This is a genomic window from Rhizobium sp. 16-488-2b, from assembly GCF_017741815.1.
Taxonomy (GTDB): domain Bacteria; phylum Pseudomonadota; class Alphaproteobacteria; order Rhizobiales; family Rhizobiaceae; genus Rhizobium.
Genome location: NZ_JAGHMF010000034.1, coordinates 250,085 through 269,023, shown reverse-complemented (window position 1 = coordinate 269,023; position 18,939 = coordinate 250,085). Strand labels below are relative to the sequence as shown.

Annotated in this window: 17 protein-coding genes and 1 pseudogene; 13 read left to right on the top strand and 5 right to left on the bottom strand. The window is 61.7% G+C overall.

What is annotated here, in order from left to right; all coding sequences use genetic code 11:
- The first annotated feature begins 436 nt into the window (after positions 1-436).
- The 7 genes from cyoA to J5286_RS24690 all read left to right on the top strand — a co-directional run bounded on the left by cyoA (position 437) and on the right by J5286_RS24690 (position 6,703).
- Positions 437-1,519: a ubiquinol oxidase subunit II gene (gene cyoA / locus J5286_RS24720; protein ID WP_245206558.1), complete on the top strand. Its 1,083-nt coding sequence runs from the start codon at positions 437-439 to the stop codon at positions 1,517-1,519.
- Between the two features lie 49 nt (positions 1,520-1,568).
- Positions 1,569-3,572 carry a cytochrome o ubiquinol oxidase subunit I gene (gene cyoB, locus J5286_RS24715; protein ID WP_209192438.1) on the top strand — a complete coding sequence of 668 codons (2,004 nt, stop codon included), beginning with the start codon at positions 1,569-1,571 and terminating at the stop codon, positions 3,570-3,572.
- A 4-nt stretch (positions 3,573-3,576) separates the two neighbouring features.
- Positions 3,577-4,197, top strand: coding sequence for a cytochrome o ubiquinol oxidase subunit III (gene cyoC, locus J5286_RS24710; RefSeq protein ID WP_018896979.1), 621 nt, complete (start codon positions 3,577-3,579; stop codon positions 4,195-4,197).
- The gene (cyoD, locus tag J5286_RS24705; RefSeq protein WP_018896978.1) at positions 4,194-4,595 is read left to right on the top strand and encodes a cytochrome o ubiquinol oxidase subunit IV; all 402 of its coding nucleotides are present in this window, start codon (positions 4,194-4,196) and stop codon (positions 4,593-4,595) included. The genes cyoC and cyoD overlap by 4 nt, the downstream gene beginning before the upstream one ends.
- 50 nt (positions 4,596-4,645) lie before the next feature.
- Positions 4,646-5,398, top strand: coding sequence for an SURF1 family protein (locus J5286_RS24700; RefSeq protein ID WP_209192436.1), 753 nt, complete (start codon positions 4,646-4,648; stop codon positions 5,396-5,398).
- An 89-nt stretch (positions 5,399-5,487) separates the two neighbouring features.
- Complete coding sequence (locus J5286_RS24695) at positions 5,488-6,249, top strand: histidine phosphatase family protein (protein WP_209192434.1); 762 nt, start codon at positions 5,488-5,490, stop codon at positions 6,247-6,249.
- 142 nt (positions 6,250-6,391) lie between these two features.
- Positions 6,392-6,703 carry a hypothetical protein gene (locus J5286_RS24690; protein ID WP_348529901.1) on the top strand — a complete coding sequence of 104 codons (312 nt, stop codon included), beginning with the start codon at positions 6,392-6,394 and terminating at the stop codon, positions 6,701-6,703.
- A gap of 22 nt (positions 6,704-6,725) precedes the next feature.
- On the opposite strand, the gene J5286_RS24685 is transcribed toward J5286_RS24690, so the two are convergent.
- The 4 genes from J5286_RS24685 to J5286_RS24670 form a co-directional block, all read right to left on the bottom strand.
- A complete protein-coding gene (locus J5286_RS24685; protein ID WP_209192432.1) occupies positions 6,726-7,559 on the bottom strand; it encodes an ABC transporter permease in 834 nt (277 codons plus the stop codon).
- Complete coding sequence (locus J5286_RS24680; RefSeq protein WP_209192430.1) at positions 7,559-8,383, bottom strand: ABC transporter permease; 825 nt, start codon at positions 8,381-8,383, stop codon at positions 7,559-7,561. The genes J5286_RS24685 and J5286_RS24680 overlap by 1 nt, the downstream gene beginning before the upstream one ends.
- Positions 8,384-8,527: 144 nt before the next feature.
- A complete protein-coding gene (locus J5286_RS24675) occupies positions 8,528-9,661 on the bottom strand; it encodes an ABC transporter substrate-binding protein (RefSeq protein WP_113236824.1) in 1,134 nt (377 codons plus the stop codon).
- Between the two features lie 54 nt (positions 9,662-9,715).
- The gene (locus tag J5286_RS24670; RefSeq protein ID WP_209192428.1) at positions 9,716-10,846 is read right to left on the bottom strand and encodes an ABC transporter ATP-binding protein; all 1,131 of its coding nucleotides are present in this window, start codon (positions 10,844-10,846) and stop codon (positions 9,716-9,718) included.
- Between the two features lie 301 nt (positions 10,847-11,147).
- Between J5286_RS24670 and J5286_RS24665 the strand changes: the two genes are divergently transcribed.
- The 5 genes and pseudogenes from J5286_RS24665 to J5286_RS24645 all read left to right on the top strand — a co-directional run bounded on the left by J5286_RS24665 (position 11,148) and on the right by J5286_RS24645 (position 16,202).
- The gene (locus J5286_RS24665; protein WP_209192426.1) at positions 11,148-11,984 is read left to right on the top strand and encodes a metallophosphoesterase family protein; all 837 of its coding nucleotides are present in this window, start codon (positions 11,148-11,150) and stop codon (positions 11,982-11,984) included.
- Positions 11,981-13,144: an ABC transporter ATP-binding protein gene (locus J5286_RS24660; protein ID WP_209192424.1), complete on the top strand. Its 1,164-nt coding sequence runs from the start codon at positions 11,981-11,983 to the stop codon at positions 13,142-13,144. The genes J5286_RS24665 and J5286_RS24660 overlap by 4 nt, the downstream gene beginning before the upstream one ends.
- Positions 13,137-14,063: a carbohydrate ABC transporter permease gene (locus J5286_RS24655; RefSeq protein ID WP_047504204.1), complete on the top strand. Its 927-nt coding sequence runs from the start codon at positions 13,137-13,139 to the stop codon at positions 14,061-14,063. Before J5286_RS24660 ends, J5286_RS24655 begins: the two co-directional genes overlap by 8 nt.
- Positions 14,064-14,074: 11 nt before the next feature.
- Positions 14,075-14,911, top strand: a complete 837-nt coding sequence (locus J5286_RS24650; protein ID WP_047505309.1) for a carbohydrate ABC transporter permease — start codon at positions 14,075-14,077, stop codon at positions 14,909-14,911.
- A 29-nt stretch (positions 14,912-14,940) separates the two neighbouring features.
- Positions 14,941-16,202 (top strand): annotated as a pseudogene (locus tag J5286_RS24645) (ABC transporter substrate-binding protein).
- A gap of 51 nt (positions 16,203-16,253) precedes the next feature.
- Here J5286_RS24645 and J5286_RS24640 read toward each other — a convergent pair.
- On the bottom strand, positions 16,254-17,246 hold the full coding sequence (locus tag J5286_RS24640) for a substrate-binding domain-containing protein (protein WP_209192423.1): 993 nt from the start codon (positions 17,244-17,246) through the stop codon (positions 16,254-16,256).
- Between the two features lie 370 nt (positions 17,247-17,616).
- Between J5286_RS24640 and J5286_RS24635 the strand changes: the two genes are divergently transcribed.
- Complete coding sequence (locus J5286_RS24635) at positions 17,617-18,717, top strand: siderophore-interacting protein (protein ID WP_209192422.1); 1,101 nt, start codon at positions 17,617-17,619, stop codon at positions 18,715-18,717.
- The last annotated feature ends 222 nt before the right edge of the window (positions 18,718-18,939 follow it).

Genomic DNA, 18,939 nt, shown 5'->3' with positions numbered 1-18,939 from the left:
AAAACGCCTCCCTCGTTAAGACGCTTGCGGCAAAGCGTCTCAGGTAAGATTTTGAACTAACTGTCGTGCTTATCAAGGGTGGAATGCAGAAATAGTTTATCACCGCCTTCGAAAATTAGCTTCACATGAAGAATTGTGCGCGAGAACGCTAAAATAAGGCCCTGAACGGTGGCCGAAGCGGCTTTGGGGGATATATAGTTGCACGAATGCGGCGGCGTGCGAAAAATGCCTCTTTTCGGCGCTTCAAGTTTTTGACATCGCACGCGCTCCGTCGTATCCCGCACTGCGGCAATTCTGCTGCGCTGCGACCAAACACCTCATGTTGCTACAAGTTATAGTGCTTTAGTCGCGGATCGGACGAAACAAAAAGAGCAATAACGACGTGCAAAAGCTGTCAAAGTTTTCCCGCCATCTCGTCATTCTGCCGCTATTCCTCATGCTCGCAGGATGTAACCTGGTGGTCATGTCGCCTTCCGGCGATATCGCCATGCAACAGCGAGACCTGATCATCGTATCAGTCCTGCTGATGCTGTTGATCATCATCCCGGTGATTTGTCTGACGCTGTTTTTCGCTTGGCGCTACCGCCAGTCGAACACCTCCGCCACGTATGATCCGGAATGGCATCATTCCACGCGTCTCGAAGTGGTCATCTGGTCCGCTCCGCTCGCGATCATCATCGTGCTGGGTGCGATCACCTGGATCACCACGCACAGGCTCGACCCTTACCGTCCGCTCGACCGCATCGATGCGGAGCGCACGATTCCCGCCGACGTAAAGCCCCTGACCGTCCAGGTCGTCGCTCTCGACTGGAAATGGCTGTTCTTCTATCCGGAACTGGGCATCGCAACCGTCAACGAACTGGCGGCTCCCGTCGATGTTCCAATCAACTTCCAGATCACCGCGTCGTCTGTGATGAACTCGTTCTATATCCCGGCGCTTGCTGGCCAGATCTACGCGATGCCCGGCATGCAGACGAAGCTGCACGCCGTCATCAACAAGGAAGGCGTATACGACGGTTTCTCCGCGAACTATAGCGGCGCCGGCTTCTCCCACATGCGCTTCAAGTTCCACGGCATGAACCAGCAAGGCTTCGAAAGCTGGGTGGCTCAGGTCAAGAACCAAGGCACCGCACTCAACCGCGACGCCTATCTCAAGCTCGAACGTCCGAGCGAGCGCGAGCCGGTTCGCTACTTCGCCACCGCCGACAAGGATCTCTACAACGCGATCCTGAACATGTGCGCCACCCCCGGCAAAATGTGCATGAGCGAAATGATGCACATCGACATGATGGGCGGCGCCGGCAAGGAAAGCCATGAGAACCGCGACAAGCTGAAATTCGACGGTGAGCCGATCGACGGCATCCACCTTCCCGAGCCAGCTGCCGCAGGCGATGCCCCCGCCCATGGCGCCGACAACATGGAAAGCATGCCCGGCATGACCATGTCCGGTACGACCATGCAGCACGACGGCCATACCATGCCGTCGTCCGACGCGAGCGCGCCTGCTGCGACCAAATAATTCAACCTGGCGCTTTGCGTCTAAAAGACACCAATGAACGGGTTACTCCATGTTTTCCAATCCTGACCTTCTGAAGTTGATCTTCGGCCGGTTGACGATCGAGGCAATCCCCTATCACGAGCCGATTCTCGTCGCCACGTTTGGCGCGGTCGTGGTCGGCGGGATCGCGGTCCTCGGTCTCATCACCTACTTCAAACTCTGGACCTATCTCTGGAAAGAGTGGTTCACCAGCGTCGACCACAAGAAGATTGGCATCATGTATGTCATTCTTGCCCTGGTCATGCTGCTGCGCGGCTTTGCCGACGCCCTCATGATGCGTACCCAGCAGGCGATGGCCTTCAACGGCAATCCCGGCATTTTCCCGCCTCACCACTACGACCAGGTCTTCACGGCCCACGGCGTCATCATGATCTTCTTCATGGCCATGCCGTTCGTTACCGGCCTGATGAACCTGGTGGTTCCGCTTCAGATCGGCGCACGCGACGTCTCCTTCCCCTTCCTGAACAACTTCTCGTTCTGGATGACGACAGCCGGCGCGGTCCTGATCATGATGTCGCTTTTCGTCGGCGAGTTCGCTCGTACCGGCTGGCTGGCCTACCCGCCGCTCTCGGGCGTCGAATATAGCCCAGGCGTCGGTGTCGACTATTACATCTGGGGCCTGCAGGTCGCCGGTATCGGAACGACGTTGTCGGGTATCAACCTGATCGCAACGATCGTGAAGATGCGCGCGCCCGGCATGACCATGATGAAGATGCCTGTCTTCACCTGGACCTCGCTCTGCACCAACATCCTCATCGTCGCCAGCTTCCCGATCCTGACCGCAACGCTCGCGCTGCTGTCGCTCGACCGTTACGCCGGTACAAACTTCTTCACCAACGACCTTGGTGGCAACCCGATGATGTATGTAAACCTCATCTGGATCTGGGGTCACCCGGAGGTTTACATTCTCGTGCTGCCTGCCTTCGGTATCTTCTCCGAAGTCGTCGCTACCTTCACCGGCAAGCGCCTGTTTGGTTACGCCTCGATGGTTTACGCCACCGTCGTCATCACCATCCTGTCGTACCTCGTCTGGCTGCACCACTTCTTCACCATGGGTTCGGGCGCAAGCGTGAACTCCTTCTTCGGCATCACCACGATGATCATTTCCATCCCGACAGGGGCGAAGATGTTCAACTGGCTGTTCACGATGTATCGCGGTCGTATTCGCTACGAAGTGCCGATGCTGTGGACGATCGGCTTCATGGTGACCTTCGTCATCGGCGGCATGACCGGCGTCATGCTGGCTATCCCGCCGGCCGACTTCGTGCTGCACAACTCGCTGTTCCTCATCGCCCACTTCCACAACGTCATCATCGGCGGCGTGGTGTTCGGTCTGATGGCCGGCGTGACCTACTGGTTCCCGAAGGCTTTCGGCTTCAAGCTCGATCCGTTCTGGGGCAAGATGTCCTTCTGGTTCTGGCTGGTCGGCTTCTACTTCGCATTCATGCCGCTCTACGTGCTCGGCCTGATGGGCGTAACCCGCCGCATGTCGCAGTTCGAAGATCCGTCGCTGCAGATCTGGTTCATCATCGCTGCCTTCGGCGCCTTCCTCATCGCGCTCGGCATCGGTTCGTTCCTGATCCAGCTCGTCGTCAGCTTCCTGAAGCGCGAAGAGCTGCGTGACACGACCGGCGACCCGTGGGGTGCCCGTACGCTCGAGTGGTCGACCTCGTCGCCGCCTCCGGCCTACAACTTCGCGCTGACGCCGATCGTCTACGATCATGACAGCTGGTACGACATGAAGGCCCGCGGCCACGTCCGTCCGACGGAAGGCTTCAAGCCGATCCACATGCCGAAGAACACCGGTACCGGTGTCATCCTCGGTGCTCTGAGCGTCGTCTTCGGCTTCGCGATGATCTGGTACATGTGGTGGCTGGTCGTGCTCTCGGCCGTCGCCATGCTCGTGATCACCATCGGTCATACGTTCAACTACAAGCGTGACTTCTACATCCCCGTAGAGGAAGTCGTGGAAACGGAAGACAAGCGCACCAAGCTGCTTGCCGAGCAGGTGTAACATCATGAGCAACTCTGCAATCGATACGGCTGAGAAGCCCGAATTCTACCTGACGGAAGAGCATCATCCGGAAAACAGCACCATGCTGGGCTTCTGGCTCTACCTGATGAGCGACTGCCTGATCTTCGCGATCCTGTTCGCCACGTACGCCGTTCTCGGCCGCAATTATGCGGCCGGCCCGTCGCCGGCAGATCTTTTCGATCTGCCGCTGGTGGCGATCAACACCTCCATGCTTCTCCTCTCCTCCATCACCTATGGCTTCGCCATGCTGCAGATGGAGCGGGCGAAGAAGGCTGAAACACTGTTCTGGCTCGCCGTCACCGGCGTGTTCGGCGCCGTGTTCATCGCGCTCGAACTCTACGAGTTCATCCACCTGATCCACGAAGGTGCGGGCCCGCAGCGTTCGGCGTTCCTGTCGGCCTTCTTCACGCTGGTCGGTACCCACGGTCTGCACGTCACCTTCGGCATCATCTGGCTGGTGACGTTGATGGTGCAGGTTTCGATGCATGGCCTGATCCCCGAGAACAAGCGTCGCCTGATGTGCCTTTCTATGTTCTGGCACTTCCTCGACGTGGTCTGGATCGGCGTCTTCTCGATTGTTTATCTTATGGGAGTACTCGGATGAGTTCGCACGCACCCGCACACGAGGATGCTCACGAAGCCCATCATGGGCACAGCCATGGGCATGAAGCAGCGCACGGCAGCTTCAAGAGCTACATGATCGGCTTCGTCCTATCGGTCATCCTGACGGCCATTCCGTTCTGGCTCGTCATGGCCGGCGTCTTCGACAGCAAGGCTGTCACCGCTGCCTTGATCATGATTTTCGGCGTGATCCAGATCGTCGTTCACATGATCTTCTTCCTGCACATGAACTCTCGCTCCGAGGGTGGCTGGACGCTGCTGGCGCTGATCTTCACGATCCTGCTCGTGGTCATCGCACTCTCCGGCTCGCTCTGGGTCATGCATCATCTCAATACGAACATGATGCCGATGAACCCGGAAATGATGAAAAACATGCCCTGACGGGCACAATGGACGGGCGGCGGCAACGCCGCCCGTTACGGTTTAAGACCTTGACAAACTCCCCTGCAGAACAAGCTCCAAAACGTCGTTCGGCGATCGCACTCACGATCTTCTGCGGCTTCCTCGTCGTCGTCATTTGCGCGGTTTTCGCGCTCGGTGTCTGGCAGGTCGAACGCCGCGCCTGGAAACTGGATCTGATCGCACGTGTCGATCAGCGCATCCATGCCGAAGCGGTGGCCGCCCCCACCCGCGCTGACTGGGGAAACATCACAAAAGACAATGACGAATACCGCCGCGTAACGGCTGAAGGTACCTTGCAGAACGACAAGGAGAGCCTCGTCTATGCGGCGACGACGCTTGGCGCCGGCTATTGGGTGATCACGCCCCTGACGCTCGCCGACGGCACATCCGTGATGATCAACCGCGGCTTCGTGCCGACGGACAAGCGCGATGTGAATACGCGCCTCGACGGCCAGGTCTCCGTCCCCGTCAAGATTACCGGCTTGCTCCGCCTCAACGAGCCGGGCGGTACCTTCATCAAGTCGAACGACCCGGCAAACGACCGCTGGTATTCGCGTGACGTGGACGCGATGGCCGCCAAGCGTGGTGTGACTGATATCGCCCCTTACTTCATCGATGCCGATGCTACGGCCAATCCGGGTGGTTTTCCCGTCGGCGGGCTGACGCAGGTCAGCTTCCCCAACAACCATCTCCAATATGCGCTGACCTGGTTCGCGCTGGCAGCCATGGTGGCCGGCCTCTTGGTTTTCGTACTGCGCAGCGAGTTGCGCCGGCGTCGATAACGGGTCGGGCCCCGGCACCCCGGCGTTGCCCTGGGGGGCCGTACCCGTCATGATACCGCCATTCCATTTCGGACAATCCGGGCCGCATGATGCGCATCTTTCTCCTTCGCCACGGCGAATCCCTCGGCAATCTTGATGAGCGGGCTTACGGCCAGTTCGGCGATCACAATGTCCCGCTGACCAGATGGGGACACCGGCAGGCCATCGGTGCCGCCGAGGTGATAGCTTCCCACCTCGGAACCTTGGCCGACGTTAGACAGCTGCAGATCTGGTATTCGCCATTCTTGAGAACGCGCCAGACCAAGGACGCGCTGCTCGAGGTTCTGCCGCCTGACCTCATAGGCAAGGTCCGGGAAGACTATCTGTTGCGCGAGCAGGATTTCGGCCTCTTCACCGAGATCTATGACCACGCGGAGCAGAGGCAAAAATTTCCCGACGAGTTCGAGAAATGGGCGCGGCTGCGCAACAACAGCGGAAAGTTCTACGCGCGGCCGCCGGATGGCGAGAGCCGTGCCGATGTCGCCCAGAGGATGCGCCTTTTTATCCAGACGGCACTGCACGACGCCCGCGATGGCGACGACGCCGTCATCATCGTCGGCCACGGCGTCACGAACCGGGCATTCGAAATGAACTTCCTGCAGCAACCGGTCGACTGGTTCGAGCGATCCTATAATCCCGGCAATGCCGACGTGACGCTGATCGAGGGGACCCATGCTGCGGGATACGCATCGACGCTGCTCCACCACGCCGCCGATCGCCGGCCGGGCGAGGAAAGCGAGATGCGGGAGGCCTATGGCGCCCAGGTCACGATCGCGACGAGGCGCGATACTCCTGAAGGGAGTGGGACGTGATTTGCGGACATGTGAGGACTCGTTGCCTGCGATGATCGAAGTCATAACATCTGGTACGGAACCCCGCTCCTGCGGCACCTGCACTTTGTGCTGTCGGCTGCCGGAGATCGATCAGCTCTCGAAGCCTGCGAATGAGCCGTGCGTGAACTGCGTCATGGACCAAGGCTGCCGCATCTACGACGATCGCCCGGATCTCTGCCGGGATTTTCTCTGCGCGTGGATGACAGACCCTAAGCTCGGTCCGGAATGGGACCCGACAGTCGCGAAGATGATGGTCTATGGCCAGGGCGATCAGCTCACGGTGCTTGTCGATCCCGAGCACCCGCAAGCGTGGCGCCAGGAGTCATACGCCACCCAGCTAACCGCATGGGCGACGGACGCAGCCGGGCGTGGCGGCTATGTCATCGTCTTCGTCGGAGACGACGTCTACAAGGTCGCGCCGGCGACCTCGTGACCATCGCCGCCAAAATGCAGCCTCAGTGTCCGACGCGCGACAGCACGTCCGCCTTCAGGAACCGCTCAACGATCAGCATGAAGACAAGCGATGGGATCAGCAGCAGCAGCGCCGTGATCGAGGCGATCTGATAGTTGCCGCCCGACGCCGTCGTGTAGAGCAGCAGCGGCAGCATGTTCACATCGGGTGCGCCGACGAAGTAGCTGCCGGTGAACTCATCGAGGCTTTCCAGGAAGACGAAGATCGCGCTTGCCATCAGGCCGGGAGCGGCGAGCGGCAGCGTGATATCGAAGAAGGTGCGCAAGGCCCCTGCCCCGGTCACGCGCGCTGCCTGTTCCAGTTCAGCATCAATCGCCGAAAAGGCCGCGGTGGCGATCCACACCGCGTAGACGAGGCCATGCGAGACATGCACGAGGACGACGCCTGGGATCGTGCCATTGAGGCCGATCTCGTAGAAGATGCGCGCGACATTCACGTAGACCGTGAGGTTCGGGAAGGCCTGCGGGATGAGGAAGGCGAGCAGGATTGCGCTGCGCAGCGGCAGCTTCAGCCGGGCCAGCGCATACCCCGCCGGAATGGCGAGCAGCAGCGAGACGATGACAGTCAGGACCGCGACGACGAGCGAGTTGCGCAGCGAATCCAGCGCTCCGCCCCGCGGCGCGAAGACCTTCACCCAGGAGGTGAAGCCGTATTCCAGCGGTAGGCTGTGCGGAAAATACCATTTCTCCGCGACCGTCCATAAGACCAGATTGGCGAGCGGGCCAAAGATGAAGAAGGCCATCAGTCCGAAGACGATGCCGCGTGGCACCCACCACAGTGCGGCGAGAGAGGCTCGCGATCGAGAACCCGTCGTCATCACGCGCGCTCCTTCAGGCTTTGGCGGAGATAAATCCAGGCCACGGATGACGCCAGCACCAGCGAGACCAACCCGAGCGCATTCGCGACGCCGTAGTCGCCATAGGCGTTGACGCGGAAAGCGATATCGGCGGTAAGCATGGTCGGCGATTGCGCGTTGATCATCAAAGGAACCGAAAGCACCGACATCATGGTGACGAAGGAAAGGATCAGGCCGACAGTGAGCGTGACGGCGACCTGCGGCACGATGATCTCGAACAGCAGCCGTAATTTCGACGCGCCGAGATTGCGGGCGGCCTCGATGGTGTCGCGATTGATGGACGCCATCGCACCGGCGACGAGCAATGCCACGAACGGCGTCTGCTTCCAGACGAAGGCGATGACGATGCCGCGCCAGTCGAGGAAACTCACGGCATCGAGCGGCGTCATCAGGCCAAGGCTGACGGCGGTGTTGTTCATCATTCCGTTCTTCGAGAGGAAGGTGCGCAGGATCTGGCCGACGACGATGAACGGAATGAACATCGGCCAGCGATAGAGCCAGCGCAGGATCGCAACGGCACGCGGATGTTCGCCGAGCGTCAGATAGCCGCCGATCGCGATCGAGCCGAGGCCGATCAGCACGGTCGAGAGACCGACGATGACAACGGTGAAGATGATATCGCTGGTATAGAGATCGAAGGTCTTGACGAAATTGTCGAAGCCGAGCGCTCCGCCTTCCACCCTGAAGGCGCCCACCGCCGACATGATCAGCGGAAGAATGAACAGGGCTGCAATGACCGCCAGCGCGGGCAGGACAAGCAGGAGACCAAGTAGGCGTTTCGACATGTTACGACCTTGAGACGCGAGCGAGGCGGATGAGAGGAGGCGGTGACAAAGACCGGCGCCGCCGAAAGGACGGCGACACCGCGTGCCACCTCTCATCCAGTCCATCGAACCACCTTCCCCCGGGAGAGAAGGCGGTTCGCATGCTTACTTTACGGACTTTTCGTAGGCTTCGAGGATCGCGGTATTGTAAGGCGCGATCGGGAAAGGCTTGCCGTTGTTGGCGAGATCGTCCGGCGTGATGTCGACGAAGAGCTTGTTCCAGGTTGCGTCGTCGAGCTTCGGCTTGACGAAGTTGGCGTCGATACCCGGATACCAGTTGAAGCGCTTGACGATGCCTTCGGCCTGAACTTCCGGGCTGGTGGCGAGCGCGATGAACTTTTCGGCAAGCGCCTTGTGACCAGACTTTTCGGGAACGACATAATGCATCGGCTGGCCGGGCATACCCGGTGCCGGCAGCACCAGCTTCATTTCCGGCGGCAGCTGGCCATTGGCCTGCCAGCTGTAGAACATGTCGACCCAGACAGGGCCCATGGCGATTTCGCCACGGCTGAGAAGGTCGAGCGTGCCGGCATTACCAGGCGTCAGCGTGGCGTTCTTGGTGAAGTCGGCCAGGCTCTTGAAGGCCCCGTCCCACTTCGTGGTTTCTTCCTGCTTGAACGGACCCGTCATCAGGTTGTTGGCATCGCCGCCGCCGAAGGCATAGACCCAGCCCATGACAAAGGACACGCCCGAAGCGCCGCCCTTGATGCCGTTATAGCCGAACTGCTTCGGGTGGGCCTTTGCCCATTCGGCGAGTTCCGCGTAGCTCTTCGGCGGGTTCGGAACCAGCGCCGGGTTATAGGCGATCGCCGTCTGGCTGTTGAACATCGGCATGACGAAGCCATCGACATCAGAGCCGAGCGCGTTCTTCGCGTTGCCGCGGGTCACGAGCTTGCCGGTATCGATGTTGCCGCGATACTTCTCGAGGTAACCCTTCTGGACCATGGGGCCGGCGAACTTTTCGTGCACGACGGCAACGTCGACGTCCCAGACCTTGCTATCGGCCGCTGCCTGCGCGTCGAAACGCTCGAGGATCTTCTGCGAGCCCGCATCGCCGGGGCCGGTGCCGACGGCGCGAACCGTGTCGCCCGGATTGGCCTTCTCGAACAACGGCCCGAGATACTGGTTAATGTAATCGACCATGTTCTGGTCGCCGGCGGTGGCAACCGTAAGCTCTTCGGCCTTTACCGGCAACGTCGCGAGAGCAATGGCGATAGCGGCATACGTCAATCTCTGCATCAGGCTTCTCCTTGTTATGAAAATGTGAGGTTCTGAAAGTCAGGCATCAAAAGGTCAGGCGTGGACTTTCCCGGGCGAAGCCCGGGAAATGGCGTTTGCCGGCTCGGTGCTCGGCGAATTGAAGAGAAACAGGGCGTCAGCAGGCACATGAACGCGGACGCGCTCGCCTGGCTCGAATGCACGCGTCGCGTCGGCCATGATCTCGCGGTCGCCGACACGAACGGCATGGCGCCAATGGCCGCCGGGATAGCTCACGGCTGCGATCTCGCCATCGAGCGTAACGCCCGACCCGACAACAGCGGTCTCGGCGGAGAGGATTTGCGCCGCTTCCGGCCGGAAGCGCGCCTCGACTGTGCCTTGCACGAGGTCTCGCCCCATCAGAGCGACATGGCCGGCGGCATTCGTTGGGCCCGCAGCGATAACGAAGTCGTTGCCATCGGGCGCGCCGGTCAGCGAGATCACGTTCTCGGCGCCCATGAAGGCCGCGACGAAGGCTGAGGCCGGCCGGTTGTAGACCTCTTCAGGCGTGCCCTGCTGGGCGATCCGGCCGGCATTGAGGATCACGATCCTGTCGGCCATCACCATCGCTTCTTCGCGGTCATGCGTCACGTGAACGGCGGTGATACCGAGGCGCTTCTGCAGCGCGCGGAGCTCGTGGCGAACGCTGAGCCTTATGCGGGCGTCGAGATTGGAGAGCGGCTCGTCAAGCAGCAGGATCTCCGGATCGACCGCGAGCGCACGGCCGAGCGCCACGCGCTGCCGCTGGCCGCCGGACAAGGCCGCCGGCTTGCGTGCGCCCAGCCCATCCAGCCCCAGGAGGGACTGCATGGCAGAGACCCGCTTGTCGATTTCGCTGCGCTGGACCTTCTTCAGCTTCAAACCGTAGCCGATGTTCTGCGCCACCGTCATATGCGGCCAGAGCGCATAGGACTGGAAGACGAGCGCCATGCCGCGCTTGTCCGGCGGCAGGTGCGTCACCTCGCGATGGCGCACGGAGACCGATCCCGAGGACGGCGTCACGAAGCCGGCCAGAACGCGCAGCAGTGTCGTCTTTCCGCAGCCGGAAGACCCCAGCAAGGCGACGAATTCCCCGCGCTCGATATTGAGGTCTATGTCCTCCAGAACCTGCGTGTTGCCATATCTGCAGGCAACCGACCGCAATTCCAGAAACGCGCCTTGGCTCATCTTTCAACTCCGTTGCACAGCTGTGCAATATGCCCAGGAGCTAGTTAGAATGTTTCCTTTACAGTTAGATGACGGTTGCCGCCTTCTCGCGATCCACTGCATCGAATGGATGATCCTTGCGCGGTTTTGGCCCTGATCTCAGGCACTAACAAGCGGCCCGGATGCGCGGTGACAATTCGATGACGAAAATGAAACGCGGTTGGAAAGCCGTGTTACGCCCACGACACATGATCGCTCTAAAGAGGCGCCGGAAGACGTCGCTGGCCTGAGTTGGCCGGCGGCTTGGAACCGGAGAAGCGCCGTGAAGATCATCCATATCACCGATACACATCTGAGCCCCAACAAGCCGCATTTCAACGGCAACTGGGCGCCCTTGGTCCGCTGGATCGAGGAAACCGGCGCTGACCTCGTCGTCCACACCGGCGATCTCAGCGTTGACGGCGCAGACAAGGACGAAGATCTGGTCTTCTCCATGGATCTGATGCGCCAGGTGTCGATCCCCATGCTGATCGTTCCCGGCAACCACGATGTCGGCCACCTCCCGGGCTCCGCTCAGCCGGCCAATCCGGAGCGTCTGGCGCGTTGGCGCAATCTCGTCGGCCCCGACTACTGGGTCAAGGACATCGGCGAGTGGCGCATCATCGGGCTCAACAGCCTGCTGATGGGCTTTGAGGACGCGGAAGAGCAGGCGCAGTTCGACTGGCTGCAGAAGACGCTCGCCGAACGCGGCGACCGCCGTGTGGCGATCTTCGCGCACAAGCCGCTGTTCGTGGACGACGCCAATGAAGGTGACACCGGTTACTGGAGCGTGCGCCCGACACAGCGCCGCAAGCTCTACGACCTAATCGCCGCCCACGACGTCGCGCTCTTCGGCAGCGGCCACCTGCACTGGACGTGGAAGGGCGAATTCGGCCAGACCTCCGTCGTCTGGGCGCCGCCGACAGCCTTCATCCTCGACACGATGGAGCGCGAAATGCCTGGCGAACGCCTCGTGGGTGCAGCCGTGCACGAGCTTGGCGACGACGTCACCACCGAACTGGTCGCGGTACCTGGGATGACCGCCTACTTCCTCGACGACGTCGTGGAGGAGGTCTATCCGCAGGCAGCGCCGAAGAAGCAGCGGGAGCGAGCGGAATGAGCGCGCTTTCCCTTCGCGGCATCACCAAATCCTTCTCCGGCAACGCCATCCTCAAGGGCGTCAGCCTTGACGTCGAGCCGGGCGAGTTCATCGCACTGGTCGGCCCGTCGGGTTGCGGCAAGAGCACGCTGCTGCGCATCCTCGCCGGCCTCGACCATGCCGATCAGGGCCAGATCATCATCGGTGGAGAGGACATGTCGGCGATCGCCGCTGCCGATCGCAATATCGCGATGGTATTCCAGTCCTACGCGCTCTATCCGCATCTGACGGCCGGCCAGAATATCGCCGTTCCGCTCGCCATGCGCCGCCTCTCCGGTGCACAGCGCCTGCCATTCGTCGGCTCCATGCTTCCGGGCCAGCGCGCTATCAGCGCGGCGATCGCGCGTGATGTCGCCGAAATGGCGAAGTCGCTGAAGATCGACCACCTGCTCGACCGAAAGCCCGGCCAGATGTCGGGCGGCCAGCGCCAGCGCGTGGCCCTGGCGCGCGCCATGGTGCGCCATCCGAGCGTCTTTCTTATGGACGAGCCGCTCTCCAACCTCGATGCCAACCTGCGTGTCCACGCCCGTGGCGAGATCGTCGAACTGCATCGGCGCGCCGGCGTGCCGACCGTCTACGTCACCCACGACCAGGCCGAGGCCCTGTCGATGGCCGACCGCGTGGCTGTGATGATCGGCGGCAACTTGCTTCAGCTGGCAAGTCCCCAGGTCATTTACGATGACCCCGCCCATATCGAGGTTGCCCGCTTCGTCGGCCAGCCGCGCATCAATGTCGTACCGGCGCTCGCCGAAAGCGGCATGGTGTCCTTCGGTGGCGTCAGGCTCGGCCTGCACACCCCGGTTTCGGGTCGCACGCCGGTGAGCCTGGCGATCCGTCCCGAATTTGTCCGTCTGGCGGATAGTCGTGAGGACGGTCTCGCGGCGAAGGTCGAGCGCATCGAGTTCCTCGGTTCCGAGGTTATCCTCTACTGCAAGCTCGACGCGATCGGCGAAATCATGATCGCCAAGCTCTCGCCGGCAGAGGCCAGCGGCGTCTCGGCTGGAATGCCCGTTGCTCTCTCGCTGTCGGCGGACAAGGCCATGGTCTTCGCCGAGGATGGCAGCCGCCTGAAGGCGAGCCCGATTACGATCGACGCAACGCTGGAGAAGGCTCATGGCTAGCATCGCCATGGACGCACCCGCGGCGCGCAAGACCACGGCAGCGCGCGAACGCAACGAAGCGCGCACCGCCTGGCTTCTGGCACTGCCCGCCATCATCCTGATCTTTGTTTTCGTGCTTCTGCCGGTAGTCGCCGTCGTTCTGCTCGGCTTCACGGATTTCGAGCTCGGCATGGGCAAGTTCCGCTTTGTCGGTTTCGAGAACTATGCGCACCTGATCAACGATCGCGCCTTCCGCAAGGCTCTGTGGAACACGACCTGCTACACGGCGATCGTGGCACCTGTTTCGATCGTCCTCGGTCTTGTCGTCGCTCTGCTGATCGAAAGCGAGACGACAGCACGCAGCTTCTTTCGCACGGTCTACTTCCTGCCGGTGGCATCGCTGATCGTTGCGATGGCGACCGTGTGGCAATATCTCTTCCACCCGACCATCGGGCCGATCAACAGCCTGCTGGCGCTGGTCGGCATCCCCGGCCCCAACTGGCTGGCAGCCTCCAGCACCGTGCTCTACAGCCTGTCGATCATCGGTGTCTGGCAGTCGGTCGGCTTCAACATGGTGCTTTTCCTCGCCGGCCTCACCGCCATTCCACGTGAGCTCTATGCGGCTGCCGAAGTCGATGGCGCCCGCTCGGCTTTCGATCGGTTCCGTCTGGTAACCTGGCCGATGCTCGGACCGACGACGCTGTTCGTCACGACCATCAGCATCATCAACTCGGTGAAGGTCTTCGAAACCGTTCAGACGCTGACTCAAGGTGGGCCAAACCACGCATCCGAGGTGCTGCTCTTCAGCATCTACCAAGAAGGCTTCGTCTATCTGCGCGTCGGTTACGCCTCGGCGATGACCGTGGTGTTCCTCGCCATCCTGATGGTGCTCACCTTCCTCCAGTACAATGTTCTCGACCGCCGGGTGCACTACTCATGAGCTCGAATACGATGACCGCCAACCGGTGGACTCTCGGCCGCATCAGCCGCCTGGCACTCCTTTCTTTCGGAGCGCTGCTGTTCTTGGCGCCCTATGTCTTCATGCTGTCGACGGCAGGCAAGGCGCAGAGCGAGATCTTTACTTCCGCTCTGTCGCTGATCCCGACGAATTTCTACTACGTCGCCAACTTTACCAAGGCGCTGACCCGCGTGCCGATGGGGACGCTGCTGTGGAACGGCGTGCTGGTCTGCGGGCTGATCTTCTTCTTCCAGGTGCTGATTGCCATTCCGTGCGCCTACGCCATGGCGAAGCTGAAGTTCCGCGCGGCGCGGCTGATGATGGTGCTTGTCATGCTCGGCCTGCTGGTGCCGATCCATGCGACCGCCTTGCCGCTCTATGTCGGCTTCAACAGCCTGTCGCTGCTCAACAGCTACACCGCGCTGGTGGCTCCGTTCTCCATCTCGGTCTTCGCGATCTTCATGTTCCTTCAGTTCTTCCGGTCCATGCCCGACGATCTGATCCATGCGGCGCGTCTGGACGGCATGTCGGAACTCGGGATTGTCGCACGCGTCATCGTGCCGAATGCCTGGCCCGCCGTTACCGCCTTTTCGATCTTTTCGGTCGTCGCCCACTGGAACGACCTCTACTGGCCTCTCGTCGTCATCACCAAGCAGGATTACGCCACGCCGCCTCTCGGCCTGATGTACTTCCGCGCCGCCGAGGCCGGTGACGACTACGGCGCGCTGATGGCCGCCACCATGATCATCACCCTTCCCCTCGTCGCCGCATTCCTGCTCGCGCAGAAGCGCTTCGTCGAGGGTATCACCATGACCGGTCTCAAAGGCTGACCGGTCGCCTCAACCCAGGAGAACGAGCGATGAAACGTATCACCCAGCTTCTCGCCGCAGCGGCCATCTCGATGGCGACAACCGTACCGGCTTTCGCCGAGACGACGCTGACGGTCCACTACCCGATGCCGGGCTTCTTCAAGGACGTGATGGACACGATCTCGAAGAAGTTCATGGAAGAAAACCCTGATATCAAGATCCAGTTCGCCAGCCCGTCGGCGACCTATGAAGAAGGTATCCAGACGATCCTTCGCCAGGTCGGCACGTCGGAAATGCCCGACCTCACCTTCATCGGCCTCAACCGCCTACGCATGATCGACGAGCGCGATGTCGCCGTCGACCTTGGCCCGCTCGTCAAGAAAGACGGCAACATGGCCGAGCAGGGCTTCTCGGACACGATCCTGAAGCTCGCCCAGGTCAAGGGCAAGCAGATCGGCCTCGCCTTCGCGACCTCGACCCCGATCATGTACTACAACGCCGATCTCGTTAAGGCCGCCGGTGGCGACCCCGAGAACCCGCCGAAGACCTGGGACGAAGTGATCGCGCTCGGCGGTAAGATCAAGGCGCTCGGCAACGGCGTCGATGGTATCGATTTCCGCTGGCAGGGCGACGACTGGATGTTCTCAGCGCTGCTGTTCGGTGCTGGCGGCTCCATGCTCAGCGAAGACGAAAGCAAGGTCACCTTCAACGGCCCGGAAGGCCAGAAGGCCGGCGAAGTCATCGAGCGCATGGTCAAGGAAGGCGGCCTGCCCGTGTTCACGAAGTCTGCCGGCGAGCAGGCATTCGCGGCCGGCAAGGTTGGCTTCGAGTTCCAGACGACAGGCGCGCTGCGCAACACCATCAAGAATGTCGGCGACAAGTTCGACCTGCGCACCGCTCCGCTGCCGCTGCTCGACCCCGCCAAGGGCCACCTGCCGACCGGCGGCAACGCCGTCGTCATCCTGACCAAGGATGCTGCTAAACAGCCGCCTGGAAGTTCGCCAAGTTCGCGGCCGGCCCTTATGGTGCCTCGGTCGTCGTACCCGGCACCGGCTACGTTCCGAACAACGAGCTGGCCGCCAAGTCGCCTGATTATCTCGGTGACTTCTACGCCAAGAACCCGCTGTTCCAGGCCGGCCTGAAGCAGATGCCGCTGATGGTTCCGTGGTATGCCTTCCCGGGCTCCAACGGCGTCCGCGTCACCCAGACGATCGTCGACAACCTCTCGCGCATCGTCGACCAGTCGTCGGCGCCGAAAGAAGCGCTCGACGACGCAGCCGCCGACGTCGAAGGCATGCTGCCGCGCAGCTAAGCGCGACCGGATGGTCCTATCGAGCCGTCGCACCTCGTGCGGCGGCTCTTTCTATTTGGATGGTTTGTTCAAATCCCGCACGGTCCCGCCCTTGTGCAGCGAATAGGCGAGTTCGAGATGCCGGTCTGGCGCTGCGTTCTCGACCATATCGAGAAGCAGCGACGCCGCCGTCGTGCCCATACTGGCATCCGGCATGTTCATTGTCGTCAGGGGTGGATCGATCAGCCGGCCGATGACGATGCCATCGAAGCCGGCCACCGATATGTCGCGCGGCACGGACAGACCCTCGCGGCGCAGCGCGGCGATTACTCCCAGCGCCAGAAGATCATTGGAGCCGATGATCGCGGTCGGGCGACCGTCCCGGATGGCGGTCAGGATGTCGATCTGGTCGTATTCCGAGACGAAGGAGATCTGCATGGCAGCAAGCGGCGGCTTGCCGACTTCCCGCAAGGCTTCGAGATAACCCTGATAGCGGCGCGCGGCGCGGTCGGAGGCGGCGAAGCTGCCGGAGACGAACAAGATCCTCTCGTGTCCCATCTGCAGCAGATAGCGCGTGAGATCACGGCCTGCGGCGAAATTATCGACCGTCACGGCAGCCGGATGCCGCTCCGTCGGCAGATTGTGCAGAAGCACCGTCGGCGGCAGATCGCCAAGCAGCGCCTGGCTGGTCAGGCCGTTGCAAACGGTCAGGATCAATCCCGTCGGCCTTTCGCTCATCAGGCCGGAAACGGCATCCGCTTCCTGCAGCGGATCGTAGTTGGACTGGGCGATCAGCACACTGTGACCGGCGCTCAGCATGCGGTTCTGGATACCCGACAGGGATGCGGCGAAGACGGGGTTGGTGAGGCTGGGTACGAGCACGCCGATCACGGGTCGCCGGCCGCCCTTGGCGGTGGCGCCCGGAGTGCGATAGCCGAGTTCGCCGGCCGCCTTGCGCACCTTGCCGACCATTGCGGGGCTGACCGGCCCGCTATGGTTCAGAACGCGGCTCGCCGTCGCCGTGGAGCAGCCCGCACGTTCAGCAACTTGGCGTAGTGTCGCCATGGATCGTTTTCCCGCGTTCTCGGACAGAGCCTCCCGCAGCCGGCTTTAGCAGGGATGGCGAACTACGCGCAAGAATACGCGCGGTTGCACCTTGTCTCATATGCCCGGCAAGCGCCTCCCCAACCGATCAACCGAATTCGCCCATCCCCTTGCGGATTGGCAAATTGGCGGACGTCTAAAGCCGGCCTGGGTATAGCAAACCGGTGAAACGTCGCCTATACCGGTCCGTGCATCCGCACTTCAGGGCAGGTACAAAAGGTAATGGCAGCAAAGCGAGCTTCGGGATCATTCCACGGGCGGGATCGGGGTGTCCGATGTCCCATCGGGGATGGCTTGCCATTCCCCGGTCGTTTACCCGAGGTGATACCCGATGACCGAACCCAAACGATTGCGCTGCAGCACTGACATCCGCCTGCTGAAGCTGCCTGAATATCTGCATCTGATCGTCGACCGGCTGGCGAGCTTCGATGCCGCCGTCGTGCAGACCGATGACAGTGTGACCTTCGAATTCCCCTTCGCCTCCGCGCGCTTCGACATGACGCCCGAGCAGCTGACGATGGAAGCCTCGTCGCCTGATGAAGAGGGCCTTCGCCGCGCCAAGGAGCTTCTCGGCGTTGCCGTCGAGCTCTATGCCAAGAGCGAAAAGCCGCAATTCGTCTGGACGGGCGACCTCGCCGGCGACACGACACTCTCGTCTTTCCGCCTGATGCGCGTCGAGCGCGCCTGGCAGGTCACGCCGGGCATGAGACGCGTGCGTTTGACGGGCAGCAACCTCGAGCGCTTCGACAACCCCAGCAGCATGCACATCCGCATGTATTTTCCGACGGCGGACGTTCCCGAGCCGGTGTGGCCGATCGCCGGACCGAACGGTCTGACATTCTGGCCGTCGGAGGAGCGCAAGCCTGTCGCGCGCGTCTACACCATTCGCGAGATGGACGCGAAGGCAGGCTATATCGACGTCGATTTCGTCGTCCACGGTGATGGAGATGGCGCGCACGAAGGTGTCGGATGCGGCTGGTCCATGCATGCGAAAGAAGGCGACGAGGTCGGCATTATGGGCCCGCTCGGCCGTCCTGTGAGGCCGGCGGACTGGTACATCATGGGATGCGACGAGACCGGCCTGCCGGCGTTGAGCCGCATCCTGGAGCGGCTGCCGGCCGATGCGCGTGGCCATGCCTTCGTCGAAGTGGCGCAGGCAACCGACGAGCAGCCGATCACCCATCCCGAGGGCATCGAGCTTCGCTGGATCCACCGCAACGGCGTTCCTGGTGGCGAGCACGGCGAATTGGTCCGCGCGATCCGCGCGGTGGAGTGGCCCAAGGGTGTCTCGAGCTTTGGCTGGTTTGCCTCCGAGAACGAGGCCACCAAGGAGATCCGCGAATACTGGCGCGACACGCTGTCGTACGGACGAGACCAGACGCTGGCTGCCGGCTACTGGAGGCGAGGCGTCACCGGGCTGATGGCCGGTTGATCGGGGCGACCTCGCATGCCTTTATAGGGACAGGCATCGGCAGAGCGGTGATGGGGCGAAGCCATCCGCCCCGTTCATCGGCGGCCCGGCGCATGATCGCGGGCGGAAGCTGAGGTGACATTCGGCTTGCGGAACGCCATGTGTCTGCAGTAGGTCACTGCTCACAACCATTGCGGCCGCGTAGGTCGGTCAAACAACGGCACGCGTCGATAAGGAGTGCTC